Raw genomic sequence first — 22,805 nt, forward strand, 5'->3', positions numbered from 1 at the left:
GAGAGCACGGCATAAGCCGTAAAGCCATTGCGCAGGGAAGGCCGGGTGTTCTCCGCTGCCCTGTATGCTCGTGTGCACTTTGTTTTGTGCAAACCGCACACGGGACCGCGGGTGCAGCGCGCACCCGGTCTTCCCTGCGCCCTCTTGATGAGAGGGCGGGAGGTTTCCAGCAAACCTCGGGCGCAATGCGTCGCGAGAATGCGAAACTGCGTTTTGGATGATGGTGCAACAACATACACCCCTGTCGTCCCGGCCTTGAGCCGGGACCCATACGCCGCGGCCCATCGGTGAGAGCGCTGACGTTAGATACCTTTCGCAAAATAACCGCCGCGGAGTATGGGTCCCGGCGTTCGCCGGGACGACGAAAGACGGGACGACGAGAGATGAGTGCTTTTCCTCACACCGGCAGCGCGATCGAGTATTTCACCTGGCTCAGCGCAAAACTCGACTCGATCGACGCAATCCCATCCAGCCGCGTCAGCTTGTTCTTCAAGAACGCCTCGTAGGACGACAGATCAGCGGCGACGACACGCAGCAGGTAGTCGCGATTTCCCGTCATCAGATAGCATTCCAGCACCTCGTCCCATTTCGAGATCGCCTTGGCAAACCGGTTGAGGTCTTCTTCCTTCTGCCGCGCCAGCTTGATCGAGATGAAGACGCTGACGTGCAGGCCCAGCGATTTCTGGTCAACGGTGGCGATATAGCGCGTGATGACGCCGCGCTCCTCGAGCAATTTCACCCGGCGGTGGCAGGGCGACACCGAGAGTCCGACCTTCTCGGAGAGCTCCTGCATGGTCATGCGGCTGTCGGATTGCAGCAGGCTGAGGATCTTGCGGTCGATGGCGTCGAGGGTATGCATTGGAACGAACTCTGGATAATGGGGCTCGGATTGGTATTTTATCCCAATTTGAGACGGTATGTCGCGGGAAATTGAGATTTCTGGGGAGGCCAGTCCCGGTAAAATTTGGCTAGAATCCTTGAAGTCCGGAGCAACGCCATGCCCATCGAGCCCGCACGCCTGGAATTATTGTCCGCGCTGGCACGCAAGGTACTCTGGCTGTCGTCGTGGACCATCCACCACGCCAATCACATCCGCGCCAACGCCGACGGCCTGAAGGTCGGCGGCCATCAGGCCTCTTCGGCCTCGCTCGCCAACATCATGTCGGCGCTGTATTTCTCGGTGCTGCGGCCGCAGGACCGCGTCGCGGTGAAGCCGCATGCGAGCCCGGTGTTCCACGCCATCCAGTATCTGTTCGGCCATCAGACCCGCGAGAAGCTGGAGAATTTCCGCGGCTTCAAGGGCGCGCAATCCTACCCGTCGCGCACCAAGGATGCCGACGACGTCGATTTCTCCACCGGCTCGGTCGGCCTCGGCGTGGCGCAAACCCTGTTCTCCTCGCTGGTGCAGGATTACGTCAAGTCGCATGGCTGGATGAAAGATCGTCCCGAGGGGCGAATGATCGCGCTGGTCGGCGACGCCGAAATGGATGAGGGCAATATCTTCGAGGCGTTGCTCGAGGGCTGGAAGCACGGGCTGCGCAACACCTGGTGGGTGGTCGACTACAACCGCCAGAGCCTGGACGCCGTGGTGCGCGAAGGGCTCTGGGAAAAGTTCGAATCCATGTTCCGCAATTTCGGCTGGGACGTCAGAATCGTGAAATACGGCACGCTGATGCAGGCGGCGTTCGCCGAGCCCGGTGGCGAGGCGCTGCGGCGCTGGATCGATAATTGCCCGAACCAGATGTATGCCGCGCTGTGCTTCCAGGGCGGTGCCGCGTTCCGCAAGCATCTGCAGGACGACATCGGCGATCAGGGGCAGGTCACCCAACTGATCGATCGCCGCAGTGACGAGGAACTGCTGGCGCTGATGTCCAATCTCGGCGGCCACGACATGACCAGCATGATCGATGCCTTCGAGTCGATCGACCATGATCGCCCGGTCTGCTTCATCGCCTACACCATCAAGGGCGTCGGGCTGCCGATGCAGGGCCACAAGGACAACCACGCGGGTCTGATGACGGTCGCGCAGATGGAAAAATGGCGTGCGGCGCAGAACATCCGCCCCGGCCATGAATGGGAGAAGTTCGAAGGGTTGTCGCAGGATGCAGCTGATCTCGAAGCGTTCCTCACCGAAGCGCCGTTCAACGCCGAGGGACGCCGGCGCCTCACCGCGCCCGTAATCGAGGTGCCCGAGCGACTCGCCTTCAAGCCGGCGGCGCAGATGTCGACCCAGCAGGGCTTTGGCCTCGTGCTCAACGAACTCGCGCGCGGCGATACCGAACTGGCCTCGCGCATCGTCACCACGTCGCCCGACGTGACGGTGTCGACCAATCTTGGCGCCTGGGTCAACCGGCGCGGGCTGTTTGCGAAGGCGGAAAATCACGATCTGTTCCGTCAGGAGAAAATTCCCTCGACCTTCAACTGGGATTTCTCGCCCAAGGGCCAGCACCTCGAGCTCGGCATCGCCGAGATGAACCTGTTCATCATGCTTTCGGCGCTGGGTCTGTCGCACCAGATCAACGGCGAGCGGCTGCTGCCGATCGGCACGCTGTACGATCCCTTCATCCAGCGCGGCCTCGATGCGATGAATTACGCCTGCTACCAGGACGCGCGCTTCATGGTGGCGGCGACCCCGTCGGGCATTACGCTGGCACCAGAAGGCGGCGCGCACCAGTCGATCGCCACGCCCCTGATCGGCATTGCACAGGACGGCCTGGCCTCATTCGAGCCGGCCTTTGTCGATGAACTCTCCGTGATCATGGGCTGGGGATTCCAGCACATGCAGCGCGAAGCCGGTGAGGGCGGGTCGGTGTATCTGCGGTTGTCGACGCGGACGATCGACCAGCCCCAGCGGATCATGACGCCGGACCTGCAGCGCGAGATCACCGACGGCGCCTATTGGCTGCGCAAGCCGGGTGCGAACTGCGACGTCGTGATCGCCTATACCGGCGCGGTCGCGCCCGAGGCGATCGAGGCGGTCGGCTTCATCGGGGAGAGCCACCGGGACGTTGGACTATTGGCGGTGACCTCGGCGGACCGGCTGCATTCAGGCTGGACCGCGGCGCGAAAACTGCGCCGCGACCGCCGCGGCGCGGCGCATCTCAGCCATATCGAACAATTGCTGGCGCCGCTGCCGCGCGACTGCGGCATCGTCAGCGTGATCGACGGCCACCCGGCCGCACTGGGCTGGCTCGGCAGCGTGCGCGGCCACCGGGTGGAGGCGCTGGGCGTCGAGCAGTTCGGCCAGACCGGCACCATCGCCGACCTCTACCGCCACCACGGCATGGACGCCAACGCCATCATCGATGCGGCGGAAAGCCTCACGGTGGGGGCGCCGGTGCGGCATCGGAAGATGGCGGTGTGACGCGTCGCCCCGGCGAAGGCCGGGGCCCATACTCCGCAGCAGTGGTTGTGTTAATCGGTGTCGGCGGGAGTGCCAAAATGAGAGTTCACGGCGTATGGGCCCCGGCCTTCGCCGGGGCGACGGTTACCGTCTTGCATCCGTCACGCGCCTGACCTTATATCCGGTGCCTGCCGCGACGCGGTATCCCGCATATGGCGGGTTCAATTGCCGGGATTTTCGTGCAAGGATGCCTGCCGAACGCCCCCGTTCCCTTAATCCTTCCGTCCTGTGAAATAACGAGGTTTCCGATGGTCAACCGTATGCAATTCTACATCGACGGCGCCTGGGTCGATCCCGCCGTCAAGAAGTCCACGCCCGTCGTCAATCCGGCGACCGAAGAGGCGATGTATGAGGTTGCGCTCGGCTCGAAGGCCGATCTCGACAAGGCCGTCGCTGCCGCCAAGCGCGCCTTCGTGACCTTCTCGCAGACCAGCCGCGAGGAGCGCGTCGCGCTCCTGGAAAAGATCATCGAGATCTATAAGGGCCGCATGAAGGACATCGGCGCTGCCGTTTCCGACGAAATGGGCGCGCCGCTGCCGATGGCAGAGCGCCTGCAGGCCGGCGCCGGCCTCGGCCACATCGCTTCCACGCTGGAAGTGCTGAAGAACTATCACTTCGAGGAAAACCTCGGCACCGCCACGGTGCTGCGCGAGCCCGTCGGCGTCATCGGCATGATCACGCCGTGGAACTGGCCGCTGAACCAGATCGCCTGCAAGGTCGCGCCCGCGCTTGCCGCCGGCTGCACCATGATCCTGAAGCCGTCGGAATTCACACCGACCTCGGCATTGATTTTCGCGGAAATCCTCCATGAAGCCGGCGTGCCGAAGGGCGTGTTCAACCTCGTCAACGGCCTCGGCCCCGAGGTGGGTGCCGCGATGAGCGAGCATCCGGATATCGACATGATCTCGTTCACCGGCTCGACCCGCGCCGGCGTCGATGTCGCCAAGCGCGCCGCGCCGACCGTGAAGCGTGTCAGCCAGGAACTCGGCGGCAAGTCGCCGAACGTGATCCTCGAAGGCGCCGACCTCACCAAGGCGGTCACCGGCGGCGTCATGCACATGTTCAACAACTCTGGACAATCGTGCAACGCGCCGTCGCGGATGATCGTGCCGTTGTCGAAGATGAAGGAAGTCGCCGCCATCGCGAAGGCGGTCGCCGACAAGACCAAGGCCGGCGATCCCCGTGCCGACGGCACCACCATCGGCCCGGTCGTGTCCCGCATCCAGTGGGACAAGATCCAGGCGCTGATCCACAAGGGCATCGAGGAAGGTGCAACCCTCGTGGCCGGTGGTCCCGGTCTGCCCGAGGGCGTCAACAAGGGCTTCTACGTGCGCCCGACCATCTTCGCCGACGTCACCAACGACATGACCATTGCCCGTGAGGAAATCTTCGGACCGGTGCTCACGATCCTCGGTGCCAAGGACGAAGCCGAGGCGGTCAAGATCGCCAACGACACGCCGTATGGTCTGGCCGGTTACGTCACCGGTGACACCGTCGAAAGCGCGCGCCGCGTCGGCCGACAGATCCGCGCCGGCAACGTCAACCTGCAGGGCGTTCCGAACGATCGCACCGCGCCGTTCGGCGGCTACAAGCAGTCCGGCAACGGCCGCGAGTGGGGCAAGTACGGCCTGGAAGAATATCTCGAAGTGAAGGCGGTCGCCGGCTACAACGCCGCGTAAGCTGATGCGGCGCTAGCGTCGTCTATTCGAAAGAGTGCCGGCTGCCCTAAAGCAGCCGGCATTTTCCGTTGAGGGACCTCGCATAGCGTGTTGGCCGTGCCTCGCCGTAAAGCCGCCATGGCGAGACGATACAAGAGCAAGAACGGAGGGTGGAAATGAAAAAGCTGATCGTGATGTTGGTCGCCTTGCTGTCGCTCGCTGGCGCAGCGCAGGCTCAGAACCTCAAGGGTCTGCTCGCGACACTTACGATTGCCTGGAACAAGCCGACTGAGCCGTTCAAGATCATCGGTAACGTCTATTATGTCGGCACCCATGGGCTCGCGTCCTACCTGATCACCACGCCGCAGGGGCACATCCTGGTCGACACCGTGATGCCGGAGGCGACCTCGCAGATCAAAGGCAACATCGAAAAGCTCGGCTTCAAGGTCACCGACATCAAATACCTCCTCAACACCCACGCCCATATCGACCACACCGGTGGTCTGGCCGAAATGAAAGCGGCGAGCGGTGCCCAGCTTGTCGCCGGTGAGGCAGACAAGCCGCTGCTCGAAGGCGGCTATTATCCGGGCGCGCGGGAGGAAACGTTGCTGAATTTCCCGCCGGTCAAAGTGGACCGCACCATGCGCGAGGGTGACACGATTACGCTCGGCGATGTGAAGATCACCGCGCGCGAAACGCCTGGCCATTCGCCGGGCTGCACCAGCTGGGAATTTTCGGTGAAGGACAACAACGTCACGCGCTCGGTCCTGATCTTCTGCAGTGGCACCGTGGCGCTGAACCGACTTGTCACCAACCCGACCTATCCGGGCATCGTCGCGGACTACCGCAAGACGTTCGCGCGGGCCCGGGGCATGAAGGTGGATGTCCTGCTCGCGCCGCATCCGGAAATGTACAAGATGGCCGAGAAGCGCGCCAAACTCGCCGAGGGCGGACCCAATCCGTTCGTTAATCCCGGCGAGTTCAACGACTATGCCGCGACGCTGGAAAAGGCGTTCGAGGAGGGGCTCGCCAAGCAGACCGCCGCCGCGCAGGAAAAGAAGGGCTGAACCGGCGCGGGCAGGGATGGCGCTGACTTATCCCCCGAGCGCGCCCTGCGTGTTCACATACAGCGCGTAGATCGACTGGCTCGCTGCCATGAACAGCCGGTTGCGCTTCAAGCCGCCGAAACAGAGATTGGCGCAGCGTTCGGGCAGGGCGATGCGGCCGATCATCACGCCATCGGGCGCGAATACCACGACGCCGTCGAGTTCGGGATCGCCCATGCCCCAGCCGCACCACAGATTGCCATCGATGTCGGCGCGCATGCCGTCGGGCGTGCCGGGACCGGCGTCGACGAACACGCGCTTGTCGGAAAGCGTGTCGCCGCCGGGCGAGACGTCGTAGGCGAGGATCTTGCGGGTCGGCACGCCCCGGGATTCGATCACGTAGAGAATCTTCTCGTCCGGCGAGAAGCAAAGCCCGTTCGGCCCCAAAATGCCCTCGGCGACGATGGTCGCCTTTCCGGTGGTGCCATCGAGGCGGTAGACGTTCATGTCGAGTTCGGGCTCGGCCTTGTAGCCCTCGTAATTGCCGAGCAGGCCGAAGATCGGATCGGTGAACCAGATCGAACCGTCCGATTTCACCACGACGTCGTTCGGCGAATTCAGCCGCTTGCCGCCAAAGGAATCGATCAGCACCGTGATCGAGCCGTCATATTCGGTGCGGGTAACACGCCGGCCGCCGTGTTCGCAGGTGATCAGCCGGCCCTGGCGGTCGCGGGTATGGCCGTTGGCGAAATTCGACGGCTTGCGGTAGTGGCTGACCGCGCCGGTCTCCTCTTCCCACTTGATGATGCGGTTGTTGGGAATGTCGCTGCACAACAGATAGCGCCCGTCGCCGAACCATACCGGGCCTTCGGCCCAGCGCAGGCCGGTGGTCAGCCGTTCCACCGCCGAAAGCTTGAGCCAGTATTTCTCAAACCGCGGATCGAGCGCGTGGATCGCCGGATCGGGATAACAGGTCGCCGGCTGCCAGCCGGCGCGGGGTGTTGCCTCGGACATTTGCTGTTCTCGTTGCTGTTGCGTTTCCTCGCAGAATGTTTTGCTATCATTGTCGGCCAGCGACCGCAAATCGGTCGCAACGAAGAGGAAAGACAAGAGGAAATAAATGCCACGCATATTGATGACCGGCGCTGCCGGTGGAATCGGCACCAGCCTGCGCAAACTGTTGCCGCCGATCTATCCGGATTTGCTGCTGAGCGACCTTGCGACGCCTGCGGATCTCGGCGCGAATGAAAAATTCAAAGCGGCTGATCTGGCCGATCCCGCGCAGGTCGAGGCGATCTGCGAAGGTGTCGACGGCATCCTGCATTTCGGCGGCTATTCGGTCGAGGGCCCGTGGGACTCTATCCTGCAATCCAACATCATCGGCTGCTACAATCTGTTCGAGGCGGCGCGCAAGAAGGGTGTCAAGCGCGTGGTGTTCGCTTCATCCAACCACGCGGTCGGCTTCTACCCCCGCCACCACCGGATCGGCACCGACGTCACCGCGCGCCCGGACAGCCGTTATGGCGTCAGCAAGGTATTTGGTGAGGCGGTCGGTTCGCTCTATGCCGACAAGCACGGGCTTGGGGTAACGTGTCTGCGCATCGGCAATTTCGGCGAAAAGCCGCTGGACCAGCGCCGGCTCGCGATCTGGCTGAAGCCGGAAGATCTGGTGCAACTCTGCCGGATCGGGCTCGACCATCCCGACATTCATTTCGAGATCTTCTACGGCGCGTCCTACAACGAGCGCGCCTGGTGGGATAATCATCGCGCCTACGAACTCGGCTACCGCCCGACCGGCCGCGGCGAAGATCATCGCGAGCATGCGATGGCCGAGCAGGCCAAGCTCAAGCCTGATCCCGTCAGCGATTTCTACCAGGGCGGCACGTTCTGCGGCATGGAGTTCGACGGCGACAAGAGCAGGATCGTGGACTGGAAGTGACGTTTACGTCATTCCGGGATGCGCGAAGCGCAGACCTCAGATGTGCACTGGCACATCGGGGAATCTCGAGATTCCCCAATGCGCAATTGCGCATCTGAGGTTCGATGCTTCGCATCGCCCCGGAATGACAGCTGCTATCTCGCGGTCTCATCCCCCGCGATGCGGTCGAGATAATCCGACTTGCTGAACTGCATGTGATCGACGCAGAGCTGCGCCAGCGCCCAGTTGTCGCGGCCTTTCAGCAGTTCAATCATGAATTCGTGCTGGCGCCGTGACAGCGCCAGCCCCTCTTTGTCGGCCAGATTCTTGGCGCGCATCGGCAGCGTCAGGTTCATGTAGTCCTGCAGCGAACGCACCAGATAGGGATTGCCGCAAGCGGAGAACAGCGCGACGTGAAAGGCGTCGTTGGCTTCATGTATGCCGCGCAGATCCTGGGCGTCAGCCCTGGCGCAGTACTGCCGCTGCAATTCGCTCAATTGCTCGATCAGGCTTGAGGGTGCGGGCAACGCGATCATCAGCGCCGCCTGCCGCGTCAGCATTTCCCGCACCTCGTAGATCTGCCGCACTTCCTCGGCCGAATAGAACCGCACGGTGGCGCCGATGTTCTTCTCGCGCAGCACGATGCCTTGGCGTTCAAGTTGAAACAGCCCCTGGCGCACGAAATGCCGGCTGGCGCGGTAGCGCGTCATCAGCGTGTCTTCGACCAGCCGCGAACCCGGCGCGAAGCGGCCGAAGATGATGTCCTCTTCCAGCCGGCGGATCACTTCCGCCTGCTCTTCCTCTCGCGTCAGCGCGGAAATCTCGGTCAATGCTTCTTGCGGCTTCATTGCAAAGCCTCCCAGCCTGACATCCGATAGCAATCCTCGACCAGCCGCAACGTCTCCAGATTATCCTGCGGCGCGGTCTCGAACGGCGTGTTGTCCCGTAGTGATTGCACGAAGTGCGCAATCGTCCGGTTATAGGACCCCTGATACTCGGTAGCGAGATCGTAGACCCTCTGCTGCGGCGTTACGCCCGAACAGATGAGTTGTGGCCCGTCTAGCTTGATGGCGCCCTTGTCGCCCAGAATTTCGAGCCGGTCGATCTGGGTGGCCGGATGCCCGTGCGCGGCAAAGCTCGCAAACACCGTGACGCCGGCGCCGTTCTGGGTCTGGAGCTGGATCACCGCGCCGTCTTCGCCGACCAGCTGCTCGCTCGAGCGCGAAAGCGCAGCCGCCGTCACGCGCAGCGGCCCGAGCAGCATCCGCAGCGTATCGAGGTGGTGGATCAAGACCTCCGCGACCAGCATGCGCTTCTCGCGCCGCATGAAGGGCTGTCGCTCCAGGGCCGGACAAAGCCCGTCGGGTCCCGGCAGCACACCCGACGTGAGCAAGGTGAGTTGCGCCTGCTTGATGTTGCCGATACGGCCCTCTCGCAGCCAGGCCGCGGCGTCACGATAATATCCGCGAAAACGCCAGTTCTCGTGCACCATCAACCGCGTCAGGTCGCGGACCTCGGCAGCGAGGTCGGTCGCTTGCTGCAGGTTCGGTGCCAGCGGCTTCTGGCAGAGCACCGGCAGGCGCTTAGCTGCCGCGAGCCGCACCAGCGGCGCGTGCATCTCGCGTGGCGCCGCGATGTCGATGGCGTCAAGTTCGGTCTCGGCCAGCATCGCTTCCGCGCTGGCGTAGGTGTTGGATATTGCGAATTCGGTTGCACGGCGTGCGGAGTTGTCGGCCGAGGGATCGGCGACCGCAACAACGCGCGCCTGATCTGCTATACTGGCCCATGCGATCAGATGATGGCGGCTCACCATGCCGGCGCCGACGAGGCCAACGCGCAACGGCTTGTTCATGGGATGCTCGCTTCCGATCATCGCTGGAAGTCAGCACGCGCGGATATTATTGTCAATAATGCCACATGATTGGTGACGAAACAGCGTAATTTTGGCGCCGAATATCAAATATTGACAATAATTTCTCAGGCTCCTTTAGTGCGAGTCTGCTGCAACAGGGAAGAACAAGATGGCTGATGACGGACTTCGCAAGGGACTGGCAAGTTATGGCGATGCTGGCTTCTCGCTGTTCCTGCGCAAGGCCTTCATCAAGGCGATGGGCTATTCCGACGACGCGCTCAACCGCCCGATCGTCGGCATCACCAACACCTACAGCGACTACAATCCCTGCCATGGCAACGTGCCGCAGATTATCGAAGCGGTGAAGCGCGGGGTGATGCTGACCGGCGCGATGCCGATGGTGTTCCCGACCATCTCGATCGCCGAAAGTTTTTCGCATCCGACTTCGATGTATCTGCGCAACCTGATGGCTATGGATACCGAGGAGATGATCCGCGCCCAGCCGATGGACGCCATTGTCGTGATCGGCGGTTGCGACAAGACCCTGCCGGCGCAAATTATGGCTGCGGTCAGTGCGGACCTTCCGACCGTCGTCATTCCCGTAGGGCCCATGGTGGTCGGGCATCACAAGGGCGAAGTGCTGGGCGCCTGCACCGATTGCCGGCGGCTATGGGGAAAATACCGCGCCGGTGAAATCGACGATGTCGAGATCGAAGCCGTCAACGGCCGCCTCGCTCCATCGGTCGGCACCTGCATGGTGATGGGCACGGCGTCCACAATGGCGTGCATCACCGAAGCGCTGGGCCTGTCGCTGCCGATGAGCGCCACCATTCCCGCGCCACACGCCGAACGCTTCCGTTCCGCGGAGGCGAGCGGCAAGGTCGCCGCCGCGTTGGCCAAGGCGAAGGGGCCGCGGCCGAGCGAGTTTTTGACCGCGTCGTCGTTCCGGAATGCGCAAGTCGTGCTGCAGGCGATCGGTGGCTCGACCAACGGCCTCATTCATCTGACCGCGATTGCCAACCGCACCAAACATCGCATCGATCTCGAAGGTTTTGACAAGCTTGGCCGCGAGGTGCCTGTTCTGATCGACCTGAAGCCGTCGGGTGAGCATTACATGGAGCACTTCCATCATGCCGGCGGCCTGCCGAAGCTGATGGCGCAGCTCGGCGATCTCATCGATCTCGATGCAAAGACCATCACCGGTGCGACGCTGCGCGATGTCGTGGCTGACGCCGAAGAAGTGCCGGGGCAGGATGCGATCCGTCCCCGCAGCAATCCGATCAAGCCGGAAGGCGCGATGGCGGTGTTGCACGGCAACCTAGCGCCGCGCGGCGCCGTGATCAAGCATTCAGCGGCAAGCCCCAAGCTCTTGCAGCATACCGGCCGCGCCGTGGTGTTCGAGTCGGTCGAGGACATGACGCTGCGGGTCGACGATCCCGCACTCGACGTCAACGCCGACGACGTGCTGGTGCTGCGCAATGCCGGGCCGAAGGGCGCGCCGGGCATGCCGGAGGCGGGCTATCTGCCGATCCCGAAAAAGCTCGGACGCGCAGGCGTCAAGGACATGGTGCGGATATCGGACGCGCGCATGAGCGGGACGGCGTTCGGCACCATCGTGCTGCACATCACGCCGGAATCCGCCGTCGGCGGTCCGCTGGCGCTGGTGAGGAATGGCGATATGATCCGGCTCGACGTCGCCAAACGCAGCATCGATCTCCTGGTCGACAATGCCGAGCTCGAAAAACGCCGCGCCGCGCTGGCGCCGCCAGCAACACCCGAATGGGCCAGGCGCGGATACGCGCATCTGTTCAACGAGACCATCCTGCAGGCCGACGAAGGCTGCGATTTCGATTTCATGCGCGGCGAGGGGAAGGGCTAGGCTTCGGTTGCCGCCTCTACTTCCCCTTGCTGGTGAACTTCTTCACCGCAACACGGAAATCATCGGTGTGCATGGCGTCGATGATCTTCTGTTCCTCGGCATCAAGTTGCTGTTTGGTGGGGGTGACCGCGGCCTGGTAAACCAGCGACTTGGTGCCGCTGATCGCCGCTGGCGGGTTTTGCGCCAATCGCTCGGCGAATTTTTGCGTCGCCGCTTTCAGTTCTGCGGCCGGAACAACCCTGGCGACCAAACCCCAATCGTAAGCCTGCTGCGCCGAAAAACTGTCTTCAGCGAGAAACAGCTGCAGCGCGCGGCGGGTGCCGACGGTGCCGACCATGCCGACGGTGCTGCCGCCATCCGGCGACACGCCGATCTTGGCGTAAGCCGGCGTGAAGCGGGCGTCTTCAGCGGCGATGCAAAGATCCGTCACGAAGGCGAGGCCCATGCCGGCGCCCGCCGCCGAGCCGTGAACGCTCGACAGCACGATCTTCGGCATCCGCCGGATGGTTTCGATGAAGGCGTGATAGTGCTTCAAGAGTTCGCCGACCACGGGCGCAATGGTGTCTGCGGCTGCGGCAGCACCGATGGTCTGCAGATCGCCGCCGGCGCTGAAGGCGCGGCCTTCGCCCTGGATCACCAGCACTCTTATCGCGTCATTGCCCTCGACCTCGGCGCCAAGCTGTTCCAGCTTTTTCGCGATTGACAGGTCGATCGAGTTGAACGCCGCGGGCCGGTTCAGCGTGATGGTCGCAATCGGACCTTCGATCGTGAGCCGTGCCGGCTCATCGGATGGGGCAGCGGTATGATCTTGTGTCGTCATCGGAAAATCCTCCGGGCGGAACGGACGCCCGCATTTAAATCGCAGAAGCCCGGGGGAGACAATCCCGGACCCGGCCGCAGGATGCGGCCTTATCCGTGCTTCCGGGGCAGGGGTGCCCTTGCGCGTTGCCGAACCTTGAGGCCTAATGGGGGTGCCCATCGTTCGGGACGCGGACACGAGCGCCGCTCTCACGAGGCGAGCAAGCCAACATCAGCAGTGAGAGGAGACGACATGGGTAATTCCTGTGCGCCTGCAATTGGGTTGTCCCGATGACGCAAGGACCGGATTTGCAAGGGCCTGTCGTAATCGTCGGCGCCGGACATGCCGGCTTTCAGGTTGCGGCCTCGCTTCGCCAGCACGGCTTTGCCGAGCGCATTGTGCTCCTGAATGACGAAGGCCATCTGCCATACCAGCGGCCGCCGCTGTCCAAGGCCTATCTGAAGGGAACCGGGGGGCCTGATAGCCTGATGTTCCGGCCGGAAAAATTCTTTTCCGACCAGAAGATCGAGCTGATTTCCGACCGGGCGGTGTCGATCGACCGCGGGGCGCATAAATTGTTGCTCGCCTCCGGTTCCTTCCTCGACTACGGCCACCTCGTGCTGGCGACCGGCGCGCGCAATCGCCTGCTCGACATCCCCAACGCGAATCTGGAGGGCGTGCGCTATTTGCGCACCCTCGACGAAAGCGAGGCGTTGCGGCACCGGATCGGATCCGGCCAGCGCGTGGTCGTGATCGGGGCCGGCTTCATCGGACTGGAATTCGCCGCGACCGCCCGGGGCAAGGGCCTGGAAGTCGACGTGGTCGAACTCGGCACCCGCGTGATGGCGCGCGCGGTGACCGCTGAAATCTCCGAATTCTTCCAGTCGAGCCACACTGCGGCCGGCATTCGCATTCATCTGGGCGTGCAGGTCACGAGCATCGAAAGCGACGGCAGCAATGTCACCGGCGTCAGCCTCAGCGATGGCCGGCATATGCCTGCCGACCTCATCGTGGTCGGGGTTGGTGTCCTGCCGAATGTCGAACTGGCGGCCCAGGCCGGCCTGCCGGTGGCGGCCGGTATCATCGTCGACGAACATCTGTTGACGGCCGATCCGGATATCTCGGCGGTCGGCGATTGCGCGCTCTATGCCAGCCCGCGCTTTGGCGGGTCGCTGCGGCTTGAATCCGTGCAGAACGCCACCGACCACGCGCGCTGTGTCGCGGCGCGGCTCACCGGCGATGCCAAAGTCTATGACGGGCTGCCGTGGTTCTGGAGCGACCAGGGTCCCCACAAGCTTCAGATCGCGGGTTTGACGACGGGCTATGACCAGGTGGCGGTGCGCGGCGATCAAGGGGCGGGAGCGTTCTCCGCCTTCTGCTACAAGTCCGGGCAACTCGTCGGCATCGAATCCGTCAACCGTGCCGGGGATCACATGTTCGGACGGCGCCTGCTGGCCGCCAACGGCTCGATTGGGCCGGAGCAGGCGGCTGATAGCAGCTTCGATCTGAAGAGCGCGCTGACTTAAATCGGAGTGCCGCCAGTCCACTTGCATCGGCGGACCATTTCGGCAACGCTGTAGAAAGCTCGCCAGAGGCTTCCGGGAGTCAATCGGGGAGGGTAGCATGTCCGCCTGGACACGCTGTCTGATGCTAAGCAGCGCCGTCATCCTTGCCATGGTCATGGCCGGCCCGACCTCGGCCCAGACCAAGCTGCGATGGGCGCATGTCTACGAGATCACCGAGCCCTACCACACCGAAGCGCTGTGGGCGGCGGGCGAGATCAGGAAACGTAGCAACGGCAAATTCGATATCGAGGTGTTTCCGGCTTCCCGGCTCGGCAACGAGAATCAGCTCAATGAGGGGCTTGGGCTCGGCACCGTCGATATCGTCTATGTCGGCAACAACTTCGTCGCGGCAACCTACAAGCCGCTCGGCATCACCGGCGCGCCGTTCATGCTGCGCGATTTCGACCATTGGAAGGCCTATCGCGCCAGCAAGCTGTTTGCCGACCTTGCGAAGGACTATGAAGACAAGACCCGGCACAAGATCGTCGCGCTGACCTATTACGGGCAGCGTCATGTCACCGCCAACAAGCCGATCAGCAAGCCCGAGGACATGAAGGGCATGAAGCTGCGTGTGCCGCCGGCGCCGCTGGTCCTGATGTTCACCAGATCCGTCGGCGCCAACGCAACGCCGATCGCGTTCTCCGACGTCTATAATGCGCTCCGGCAAGGTCTGGTCGATGGTCAGGAGAATCCGCTGCCCACGATCATGGCCAAGAAATTCTACGAGGTGCAGAGTCACATCGTGCTGAGCGGCCACATCACGGAATCGATGGTGACGGTGGTCGGCAGCCACGTCTGGAACAAGCTGAAGCCGGACGAGCAGAAGCTGTTTGCGGATACGATGAAGGAGGCCGCTGCGAAGGCGACGGAGGCGATCGAGGCTTCGGAACGGGTTTTGGCGACACAGCTCAAGAAGCTCGGCATGACCGTGGTCGAGCCGGATCGCGAAGCTTTCCGGCAAGCAGCGGTTCCGCTGCACAACGATGCCGCCGCCGGCGCCGGATGGACGCGGGCGCAATACGACGAATTGCAGTCGTTGAAGTGACGGCTGCGTTTCACCGGCCCTGACGCGAACGTAGCGGAGAGGGGTCAGATGATGGCTGCCACTTCCGCCGCCGTCGGCATTGAGGGTGCTGCGCCCATCCGTTGCACGCAGATCGACGCGGCGGCATTGGCGTAAGTGAGCGCGTCCCGGATCGCGCGCCCGTCGGACAATTGTGCTGCCAGCGCGCCGACAAAGCAGTCCCCGGCGCCTGTCGTGTCGACGGCCTTGACCGCGCGGCCGGCGATGACAGACGCATCGCCGCCGCTCAGTGCGAGCACGCCGCGCTTGCCGAGGGTTACGCAGATCATCCGATCCGAGCTCGTGCGGAGCGACCGGGCCGCCTCGACGAAGCGCGCAGGCTCATCCGTGTCGCGAAGCTCAGTGCCGGTGAGAAACCCAAGCTCAGTCTCGTTGAGAACGAGGATGTCGACGAGATCGAGCAATTCCTGTCCGAACCTGGTCGCGGGCGCGGGGTTGAGGATCGTGGTCGCACCGGCAGCGCGGGCGCGCTCGAAGAATGCAGCGATCGTGGGCAGCGGGATTTCGAACTGGCTGACTGCGATGTCGCCCCTGGCGAGAACGGGCGTGCCGACATCCTCGGCACTCACAAGCGCATTGGCACCGGGCACGACGACGATGGTGTTGTCGGCATTGGCAATCGTGATGAGCGCCGTTCCGGTATGGGCCTCGGCGGTGTCCTTGAGATGCGCGAGGTCAACGCCTTGCGCGGCGAGAAACGCCCGCAATTGCTGCCCGAAGGCATCCGTACCCAGCCGGCCGATCAGCGTGGTTGATCCCCCGAGCTTGGCGGCCGCCACCGCCTGGTTGGCGCCCTTGCCGCCGGGGAAATACAGCACCGCATTGCCGGCGACGGTCTCGCCGACAAGCGGATGCCGGTCGGCGGTCGCCACCACATCCATGTTGATGCTGCCGGCGACGAAGACGCGCCCCATACTAGCTCCAATTCATCCGGTCACGAGCTGGCCGCAAACGCCATCTTGACCACTTCGATATCCGTCAGCGTCGGCAATCCCGCCTCGTTGCCGAGCCGCTGGATCTTGAAGGTCGACGCGGCGCGCGCAAATTCGAAATGGTCACGCCAGCTTTTGCCGGGGTTGCTCAAATAGGAATAGACATAGGCGCCATGGAAGACGTCGCCGGCGCCGTTGGTGTCGATCACGCGCTCGCGCGGGATCGGCAGTGCGGGCAGGCTGCGAACCGAGCCGGTCTCGTCGTACCACAGCAGGCCCTTTTCGCCGAGCGTGACGCCGCCGACCCGGCAGCCTCGGCTCTTGAGATAATCCAGCATTGTCTCCGGCGTCTTGTCCATCTGTTCGCACAGCCGCTCGGCGACGATGGCAACGTCGATGAATTCCAGGAGCTCATGGGTGTTGCTGCGCAGGCCGCCGCCGTCGAGCGAGGTCAGGATGCCGGCTTCGCGACATAGTTTGGCGTAATGGATGGCAGCGTCCGGCTGGTGGCCGTCGATATGCAGCGCGCGGCATCCCTTGATATTGAGGATGGGGAAGGGATGGATGTGTTCGTCGTCGCGGCAACGCACGATGGCGCGCTTGCCGTCCTTTGGCATGATGAAGGACAGCGAGGAGGCGTTGACCTTGCGCGGATGGATCGAGATTCCGTATTTCGCGCTCATGTCCCAGAACATGCGGCCGAGCCAGTCGTTGGCGACCGTCGCAATCAGGTCCGGCACGATGCCGAGCTTGGCGCAGCAGAACGCCGCCGTGACGGCGTTGCCGCCAAACGACACCGCGTAGGCCGAGGCCACATGCTTTTCATCGCCGGTCGGCATGTGGTCGGTGATGAAGGTGACGTCGATATAGGTCTGTCCGATGAAGAGGGCCTGCATTCGTTTTCCGTCATTGTACTTCAGAGTCTTGGGCTGAAGGGTGGGTCCGGCCCGGCGCGCTACACTAGCACCGCTTGTCGGATGCATTCGCTGAAATTATTCGCAGCCGTGCCGTGTTTGCGGCTTGAGAAGGGCATGTCAGGGGATTAGGACCGTCCTTGAGGGATCGTCAGGATGCCGGGCCATAACGGCTGACCGCTGCCCGGGGTTCCGGACGGTGCGACAAAAGGGGGAGGGCTTTTGCCGTGATTACAGGTCTCGATCATGTGGTCGTTCTCACCGGCGATATTTCGGCGGGCGAGGCGGCCTATCAGACGCTGTTTGGGCGGACGCCGGCCTGGCGCAACAGTGGCGACGGCGCCGAGCGCGTGTTGTTCACCCTCGATAACGTGACGCTGGAATTGATGGCGCCGAGCGGCGACGGCGAGGCCGCGGAGCGCATTCGCGCCGTGCTCGCGGCGCAGGGTGAGGGGCTGGCGAGCCTTTGTTTTCGCACCAACGACATCACGAAATTGCATCGCAGGCTCGACCGGCTGACCCTGAAGCCGGAGCCGGTCGCCGAGGTCGAAAGCCGCGATGCGGTCACGGAGGCGACCTTGTCGTGGAAGCGCACCCGCGCCGCCACAGATGCGACGCGTGGCATCCGCATGTTCTTCCTCGAACTGGCAAAGGAGCGCCCGCTGTCGGTGCGAACCGGGCCGGCATCGATCACCGCGATGGATCATGTCGTGGTCTCGACGCCCGATCCCGAGCGGGCCGCCGCGCTCTATGGGGCGCGGCTCGGGCTCGACATGGCGCTCGACCGGTCGCATCCGGACTGGGGCCGGCTGATGTTCTTCCGCTGCGGCGATCTCATCGTCGAGGTGACGCACCGGCCGGGCAAGCCGGCGGACGGGGCGCAAGATAAACTCCAAGATAAACTCCGGGACAGGCTGCGGGGCCTGTGCTGGCGCGTCGCAGATATCGACGCCACCCATGCGCGGCTGACGGCTGCCGGCGTCGACGTCTCCGAAATCCGCACCGGCCGCAAGCCGGGGACGCGGGTGATGACCGTGCGCAACGGCACCTGCGGCGTGCCGACGCTGCTGGTGCAGCCTTCGGTGAAGCCGGGCGCCGCCGATTGATCCAACCGTCATTGCGAGCGTGAGCGAAGCAATCCATGTCGCCACTTGCCGAGACATGGATTGCTTCCGCCTTCGCTCTTCGAGCTTCGGCGGACAAGTCGTCGCTGACGCTCCTCGCAATGACGGGGATAGCGTGCTAAATCCTATCCATGCGATCATTGAGCGACTGATTTGGCAAAGGCAAAACGTGTTCTGAAATGGCAGCGCGACCCCGAGGGCATGCGGATTCGCATTCTCGAGGCCGCCAAGCAGGAATTCGCCGCCCACGGCCTTGCCGGGGCGCGCGTCGACCGGATCGCGGCCAATGCCGGCGCCAACAAGCGCATGCTGTATTATCACGTCGGCAACAAGGAGGACCTCTACCTCGAGGTGCTCGAAGGCGCCTATGAGCAGATCCGCGCCGAGGAGCGCGGCCTCGATCTCGAACATCTCGATCCGCCGGAAGCCATCGAACGGCTGATCGATTTCACCTGGAACTACTTCATCCGCAATCCGGAATTCCTGGCGCTGCTCAATACGGAAAACCTTGCCAAAGCGCGCCACCTCAAGCGCTCGACCAAGGTCAAATCGATGCACTCGCCGTTCGTCGAGATGATCCGCACCGTGGTCAATCGCGGCGTCGAAAGCGGTGACTTCCGCGTCGCGGTCGATCCGGTCCAGCTCTATATCTCGATCGCCGGTCTGTGCTTCTTCTATCTGTCGAACAGCGCGACGCTCAGCGTGATTTTCGGCCGCGACCTCCTGAAGAAGGAGGCGCGGGACGAGCGCCTCGCCCACATGGTCGCGCTGGTGCTGGCGGCCCTGACGGGGAAATCCACTGCGGATTTCGGTAAGGTCAAGGCGGCGGGATTGCGGGCTCCGGCGCATCAGCCTGTGTGAACTTTTTGTCGTCCCGGCCTTGAGCCGGGACCCATACTCCGCGGCGGTTATTTTGCGAAAGGTGTCTAACGTCTGCGCTCTCACCGATGGGCCGCGGCGTATGGGTCTCGGGTCAAGCCCGGGACGACGTGGATGGGTCATCGCAAACACAGCTTCGCATTCTCGCGACGCATTGCGCCCGAGCTTTGCCAGAAATTCCTTGCCCCCAAAATGAGAGGGCGCAGGGAAGACCGGGTGCGCGCTGCACCCGCGGTCTCGCGTGCGGTTTGCACAAACAAAATGCACACGAGCATACAGGGCAGCGGAGAACACCCGGCCTTCCCTGCGCAATGGCTTTACGGCTTATGCCGTGCTCTCCCCGGAGACGAGTTCTTGGTTGACTCCGTCGCCGCCGTTCAGCTCTCGCCTACCCGACAGCTTGCCACCTGCAACGGGTGCCAGGACCACACGGTTTTGCCGTACGCTTATCCACGCCGTCGTCGAGGCGTAAACCAGCGTCCACCGCAACCCGCCCAACGTCCGTGACGACGGCCGACGCCCTTCTGAGTAGGACGGGATGGCCAAACATATGCACCTGATTTGCCTTCTGGTAAACAGAAATATTTTTTATTTCGAGGCTTGACATGATTTCCGATAATCGGAACTGATTTGCCTGTCGGGCTATTTTGTCGCACCTCCCTCCGTCATTCCGGGCGCTGCAACGCGGCGAGCCCGGAATCCATTGGGCGGCGGCGCATGCGGCTTGATGGATTCCAGGTTCGCGCTTGGCGCGCCCCGGAATGACGGAGAAAATGTCACAGGGATGCCACTGGACAGTATTTATCCAACGGGTTAATTTCTCGCCGACAAGAACCTGATCAGGGAGCGAGACGTGGCCGAACCGAAGGGCCCCAGCGGCGTGACCAAAGCGCTTAACGCGGCGTGGGTGCGGCCGTTTTTGTTCCTTATTTTCATCGTCGTGATCTGGGACCTGACCATCCGCGTGTTCCGGATTCCCGCCTACCAGATCCCGGCGCCCGGCGATGTCGTCGCCGTGCTGTGGACCGATTGGCCGGAACTGCTGCGGCAGGCCTGGCCCACCACCTACGCCACCATTTGCGGGTTCCTGCTCTCGGCCGTGTTCGGCATTCCCGTCGCCATGCTGATCGCGGGATCGAAGACGGTGGAAAGCTACGTCTATCCGCTGCTGGTGTTCTCCCAGTCCGTGCCCAAGATCGCGATCGCGCCGCTGTTCGTGGTCTGGTTCGGCTTCGGCATCATCCCGAAAGTGATCTCGGCGTTTCTGCTGGGCTTCTTCCCGGTCGTGGTGTCGGCGGTGCAGGGCTTCAAATCGGTCGATCCTGACATGGTCGATCTGGCGCGCGCGATGCAGGGCAGCCGCTTTAGGGTATTCTGCGCCGTCAACCTGCCGCATGCGATGCCGGCGATCTTCTCCGGATTGAAAGTGTCGATCACGCTGGCTGTGGTCGGCGCGGTGGTCGGCGAATTTGTCGGTTCCAATTCCGGCATTGGCTATGTGCTGCAGCGCTCGATCGGCACCTTCGATTTGCCGACGATGTTCGCCGCGCTGGTGATTCTCGCGCTGCTGGGCGTGATCCTGTTCTGGATCGTCGACCGGATCGAAAGCCTCGTCATTCCCTGGCATGTCAGCCAGCGCGAGGACATCATCTTTGCTTCGTAAACTGTAACCCAAAAAAATCGGTTCACCCAAGGACCGCAAGCCAACACCAACGGGAGGACGACAATGATACGAGCGATGACAGCGGTTTCGGCCGCGCTGATCTGGGCTGCGCTGGCAGTCCCCGCATCCGCCGCCGACAAGGTGGTGCTGATGCTGAACTGGTACGTCTATGGCGAGCATGCGCCGTTCTATTACGGCAAGGCCAAGGGCATCTATGCCGCCGAAGGCATCGATCTCGAAATTCAGGAAGGCCGCGGTTCGGCGGCGACCACGCAGGCGGTTGCGGCCAAGACCGCCAATTTCGGCTATGTCGACGTGCCAACCATGATGCGCGCGGCGGTCAAGGGCGCGCCGATCGTCGCTACCGGCGTGCTGCTGCAGACCAGCCCGATGTCGGCGATGGGTTTCGTCGAGAAGAACATCAAGAAGCCCGAAGACATCAAGGGCAAGACGGTGGCGATCACGCCCGCCGATTCCATGACCCAGATCTGGCCGCTGTTCCTGAAGAAGACCGGCCTGAAGGAAAGCGATTTCCAGACGGTGGCCGGTGACGGCCAGACCAAGCTCAACGCCGTCATCAACGGCCAGGCTGACCTCCTGCTGGGTTACGTCATGGACCAGTCGATGAAGATCAAGGACGCCACCGGCAAGGACGTCAACGCGATCAAGTTCGCCGACTACGGCATCAACATGGTCTGCTCGGGCGTCGTCGCCAACACCGAGTTCGTCAAGGCCAATGCCGACCTCGTCAAGCGCTTCATGTCGGCGACGACCAAGGCCGTCGAAGCCGCCGAGAAGGAGCCGAAGGCCGCGGCGCAATCGATCCTCGACGCCAACCCCAAGGGCGGCAAGATCGAAACGCTGACGCAAGGCTTTGAGCTGACCATCCCGCTCTACCGCACGGCCGAAACCAAGGGCAAGCGGCCGTTCGAGGTCACCGACCAGAACATGACCGACACGGTCAATCTGATGGTCGAGTATGGCGGCCTCGAAGCCAAGGCCAAGGACAATCCGAAGGCGTTTTATACCAATGATTATCTGCCGAAGGGTGGATCTTGAGCCATTGATGACACATCCATCGTCGTCCCTGCCGAGTGCGCGGTTGCGCACGGAGCAGGGACCCATAGCCACCGGCCTGCGTTGTTGCAGAAGGTCTCTACCTCCGTGCCCGAACGAAAGGGCACGGCGTATGGGTCCCTGCGTTCGCAGGGACGACGGGTGGAGGGAAACTGAATGAGCGCAGCGACCAAAGCAACCAACCCCGATCAGCCCGCTGCGCATCTGCGCCTGGTGTCCGATCGGGCAGGCGCCGGCACGCCGGGGATCACGCTGTCGGGCGTGTCGAAGACCTATCGGTCGCGCGACGGCGATGTGCCGTCGCTGAAGCCGCTGGATTTTCATATCAACGAGGGCGAGTTCTTTGTCGTGGTCGGCCCGTCCGGCTGCGGCAAGTCCACGCTTCTCAAGATGATTTCGGGCCTGCTGGCGCCCTCGACCGGTGAAATCCTGGTCGAAGGCGAACAGGTGACAAAACCGCACGGCAATGTCGGCATCGTGTTCCAGAACGCGCTGCTGCTGCCATGGCGCAATATCCTCGGCAATGTGATGCTGCCGATCGACATGAAGCAGCTGCCGCGCGAGGAATATCTCGTGCGCGCCAAGGCGCTGCTCAAGATGGTCGGGCTCGAAGGCTTTGAGAAGAAGCTGCCCTGGCAGCTTTCGGGCGGCATGCAGCAGCGGGCCTCGATCTGCCGGGCGCTGGTGCATGATCCAAAAATCATGCTGATGGACGAGCCGTTCGGCGCGCTCGACGCCATGACGCGCGAGAAGATGAATGTCGAGCTGATGCGGATCCAGCGCGAGACCGGCAAGACCGTGCTGCTGATTACGCATTCAATACCGGAAGCGGTGTTCCTCGCTGACCGCGTGCTGGTCATGACCGAGCGCCCCGGCGCGATCGCGGCGATCTATGACGTGCCGCTGCCGCGCCCGCGTTCGCTTGACGCGATGGCCGATCCCGCCTTCACCGAACTTGTGCAGCGAATTCGAAAGCACTTCTTCACCCAAAGCGCGCTGGATTGAGCCGGGC

At 63.0% G+C, this 22,805-nt stretch carries 19 protein-coding genes; 12 read left to right on the plus strand and 7 right to left on the minus strand.

The window, feature by feature from the left end; translation table 11 throughout:
- Nucleotides 1-397: 397 nt before the first annotated feature.
- Nucleotides 398-859 (minus strand): Lrp/AsnC family transcriptional regulator, encoded by a 462-nt coding sequence (locus JQ600_RS13910; RefSeq protein WP_212392393.1) that lies wholly within the window; start codon nucleotides 857-859, stop codon nucleotides 398-400.
- A gap of 138 nt (nucleotides 860-997) precedes the next feature.
- Between JQ600_RS13910 and JQ600_RS13915 the strand changes: the two genes are divergently transcribed.
- The 3 genes from JQ600_RS13915 (at nucleotide 998) to bla (ending at nucleotide 6,128) form a co-directional block, all read left to right on the plus strand.
- A complete protein-coding gene (locus tag JQ600_RS13915; RefSeq protein WP_212392392.1) occupies nucleotides 998-3,364 on the plus strand; it encodes a transketolase in 2,367 nt (788 codons plus the stop codon).
- A 287-nt stretch (nucleotides 3,365-3,651) separates the two neighbouring features.
- On the plus strand, nucleotides 3,652-5,082 hold the full coding sequence (locus tag JQ600_RS13920) for an aldehyde dehydrogenase family protein (RefSeq protein WP_212489956.1): 1,431 nt from the start codon (nucleotides 3,652-3,654) through the stop codon (nucleotides 5,080-5,082).
- Between the two features lie 155 nt (nucleotides 5,083-5,237).
- On the plus strand, nucleotides 5,238-6,128 hold the full coding sequence (gene bla / locus JQ600_RS13925; protein ID WP_212265012.1) for a subclass B3 metallo-beta-lactamase: 891 nt from the start codon (nucleotides 5,238-5,240) through the stop codon (nucleotides 6,126-6,128).
- A 27-nt stretch (nucleotides 6,129-6,155) separates the two neighbouring features.
- Here the strand turns inward: bla and JQ600_RS13930 are convergent, their stop codons facing one another.
- Nucleotides 6,156-7,121 carry an SMP-30/gluconolactonase/LRE family protein gene (locus JQ600_RS13930; protein WP_212392390.1) on the minus strand — a complete coding sequence of 322 codons (966 nt, stop codon included), beginning with the start codon at nucleotides 7,119-7,121 and terminating at the stop codon, nucleotides 6,156-6,158.
- Nucleotides 7,122-7,227: 106 nt separating this feature from the next.
- Here JQ600_RS13930 and JQ600_RS13935 point away from each other — a divergent pair, with 106 nt between their 5' ends.
- Nucleotides 7,228-8,046, plus strand: coding sequence for an NAD(P)-dependent oxidoreductase (locus JQ600_RS13935; protein WP_212392389.1), 819 nt, complete (start codon nucleotides 7,228-7,230; stop codon nucleotides 8,044-8,046).
- Between the two features lie 134 nt (nucleotides 8,047-8,180).
- Here the strand turns inward: JQ600_RS13935 and JQ600_RS13940 are convergent, their stop codons facing one another.
- Both JQ600_RS13940 and JQ600_RS13945 read right to left on the minus strand, forming a co-directional pair.
- Nucleotides 8,181-8,873, minus strand: coding sequence for a GntR family transcriptional regulator (locus JQ600_RS13940; protein ID WP_212392388.1), 693 nt, complete (start codon nucleotides 8,871-8,873; stop codon nucleotides 8,181-8,183).
- On the minus strand, nucleotides 8,870-9,877 hold the full coding sequence (locus JQ600_RS13945) for a Gfo/Idh/MocA family protein (RefSeq protein WP_212392387.1): 1,008 nt from the start codon (nucleotides 9,875-9,877) through the stop codon (nucleotides 8,870-8,872). Before JQ600_RS13945 ends, JQ600_RS13940 begins: the two co-directional genes overlap by 4 nt.
- Before the next feature lie 169 nt (nucleotides 9,878-10,046).
- On the opposite strand from JQ600_RS13945, the gene JQ600_RS13950 reads away from it, so the two are divergent.
- Nucleotides 10,047-11,756 carry an IlvD/Edd family dehydratase gene (locus JQ600_RS13950; RefSeq protein WP_212392386.1) on the plus strand — a complete coding sequence of 570 codons (1,710 nt, stop codon included), beginning with the start codon at nucleotides 10,047-10,049 and terminating at the stop codon, nucleotides 11,754-11,756.
- Nucleotides 11,757-11,772: 16 nt separating this feature from the next.
- On the opposite strand, the gene JQ600_RS13955 is transcribed toward JQ600_RS13950, so the two are convergent.
- Nucleotides 11,773-12,576, minus strand: coding sequence for an enoyl-CoA hydratase/isomerase family protein (locus tag JQ600_RS13955; protein WP_212392385.1), 804 nt, complete (start codon nucleotides 12,574-12,576; stop codon nucleotides 11,773-11,775).
- A 269-nt stretch (nucleotides 12,577-12,845) separates the two neighbouring features.
- Between JQ600_RS13955 and JQ600_RS13960 the strand changes: the two genes are divergently transcribed.
- Nucleotides 12,846-14,081: an NAD(P)/FAD-dependent oxidoreductase gene (locus JQ600_RS13960; protein ID WP_212392384.1), complete on the plus strand. Its 1,236-nt coding sequence runs from the start codon at nucleotides 12,846-12,848 to the stop codon at nucleotides 14,079-14,081.
- A gap of 97 nt (nucleotides 14,082-14,178) precedes the next feature.
- Nucleotides 14,179-15,165, plus strand: a complete 987-nt coding sequence (locus JQ600_RS13965) for a sialic acid TRAP transporter substrate-binding protein SiaP (RefSeq protein ID WP_212392383.1) — start codon at nucleotides 14,179-14,181, stop codon at nucleotides 15,163-15,165.
- A gap of 44 nt (nucleotides 15,166-15,209) precedes the next feature.
- Here JQ600_RS13965 and rbsK read toward each other — a convergent pair whose 3' ends face one another.
- The gene (gene rbsK / locus JQ600_RS13970) at nucleotides 15,210-16,118 is read right to left on the minus strand and encodes a ribokinase (RefSeq protein WP_212392382.1); all 909 of its coding nucleotides are present in this window, start codon (nucleotides 16,116-16,118) and stop codon (nucleotides 15,210-15,212) included.
- Between the two features lie 20 nt (nucleotides 16,119-16,138).
- Entirely contained in the window at nucleotides 16,139-17,032 is an 894-nt protein-coding gene (locus JQ600_RS13975) for a sugar kinase (RefSeq protein WP_212392381.1), read from the minus strand.
- A 245-nt stretch (nucleotides 17,033-17,277) separates the two neighbouring features.
- On the opposite strand from JQ600_RS13975, the gene JQ600_RS13980 reads away from it, so the two are divergent.
- The 5 genes from JQ600_RS13980 to JQ600_RS14000 all read left to right on the plus strand — a co-directional run bounded on the left by JQ600_RS13980 (nucleotide 17,278) and on the right by JQ600_RS14000 (nucleotide 22,798).
- Nucleotides 17,278-18,156, plus strand: coding sequence for a VOC family protein (locus tag JQ600_RS13980; protein ID WP_212392380.1), 879 nt, complete (start codon nucleotides 17,278-17,280; stop codon nucleotides 18,154-18,156).
- 171 nt (nucleotides 18,157-18,327) lie between these two features.
- Complete coding sequence (locus tag JQ600_RS13985; protein ID WP_212392379.1) at nucleotides 18,328-19,035, plus strand: TetR/AcrR family transcriptional regulator; 708 nt, start codon at nucleotides 18,328-18,330, stop codon at nucleotides 19,033-19,035.
- An 871-nt stretch (nucleotides 19,036-19,906) separates the two neighbouring features.
- Nucleotides 19,907-20,716 carry an ABC transporter permease gene (locus tag JQ600_RS13990; RefSeq protein ID WP_212268505.1) on the plus strand — a complete coding sequence of 270 codons (810 nt, stop codon included), beginning with the start codon at nucleotides 19,907-19,909 and terminating at the stop codon, nucleotides 20,714-20,716.
- Nucleotides 20,717-20,779: 63 nt separating this feature from the next.
- Nucleotides 20,780-21,775, plus strand: a complete 996-nt coding sequence (locus JQ600_RS13995) for an ABC transporter substrate-binding protein (protein ID WP_192737219.1) — start codon at nucleotides 20,780-20,782, stop codon at nucleotides 21,773-21,775.
- A 174-nt stretch (nucleotides 21,776-21,949) separates the two neighbouring features.
- On the plus strand, nucleotides 21,950-22,798 hold the full coding sequence (locus JQ600_RS14000) for an ABC transporter ATP-binding protein (RefSeq protein ID WP_212385808.1): 849 nt from the start codon (nucleotides 21,950-21,952) through the stop codon (nucleotides 22,796-22,798).
- Nucleotides 22,799-22,805 lie beyond the last annotated feature (7 nt).

The organism is Bradyrhizobium sp. AUGA SZCCT0176, assembly GCF_018130145.1.
Classification (GTDB): domain Bacteria; phylum Pseudomonadota; class Alphaproteobacteria; order Rhizobiales; family Xanthobacteraceae; genus Bradyrhizobium.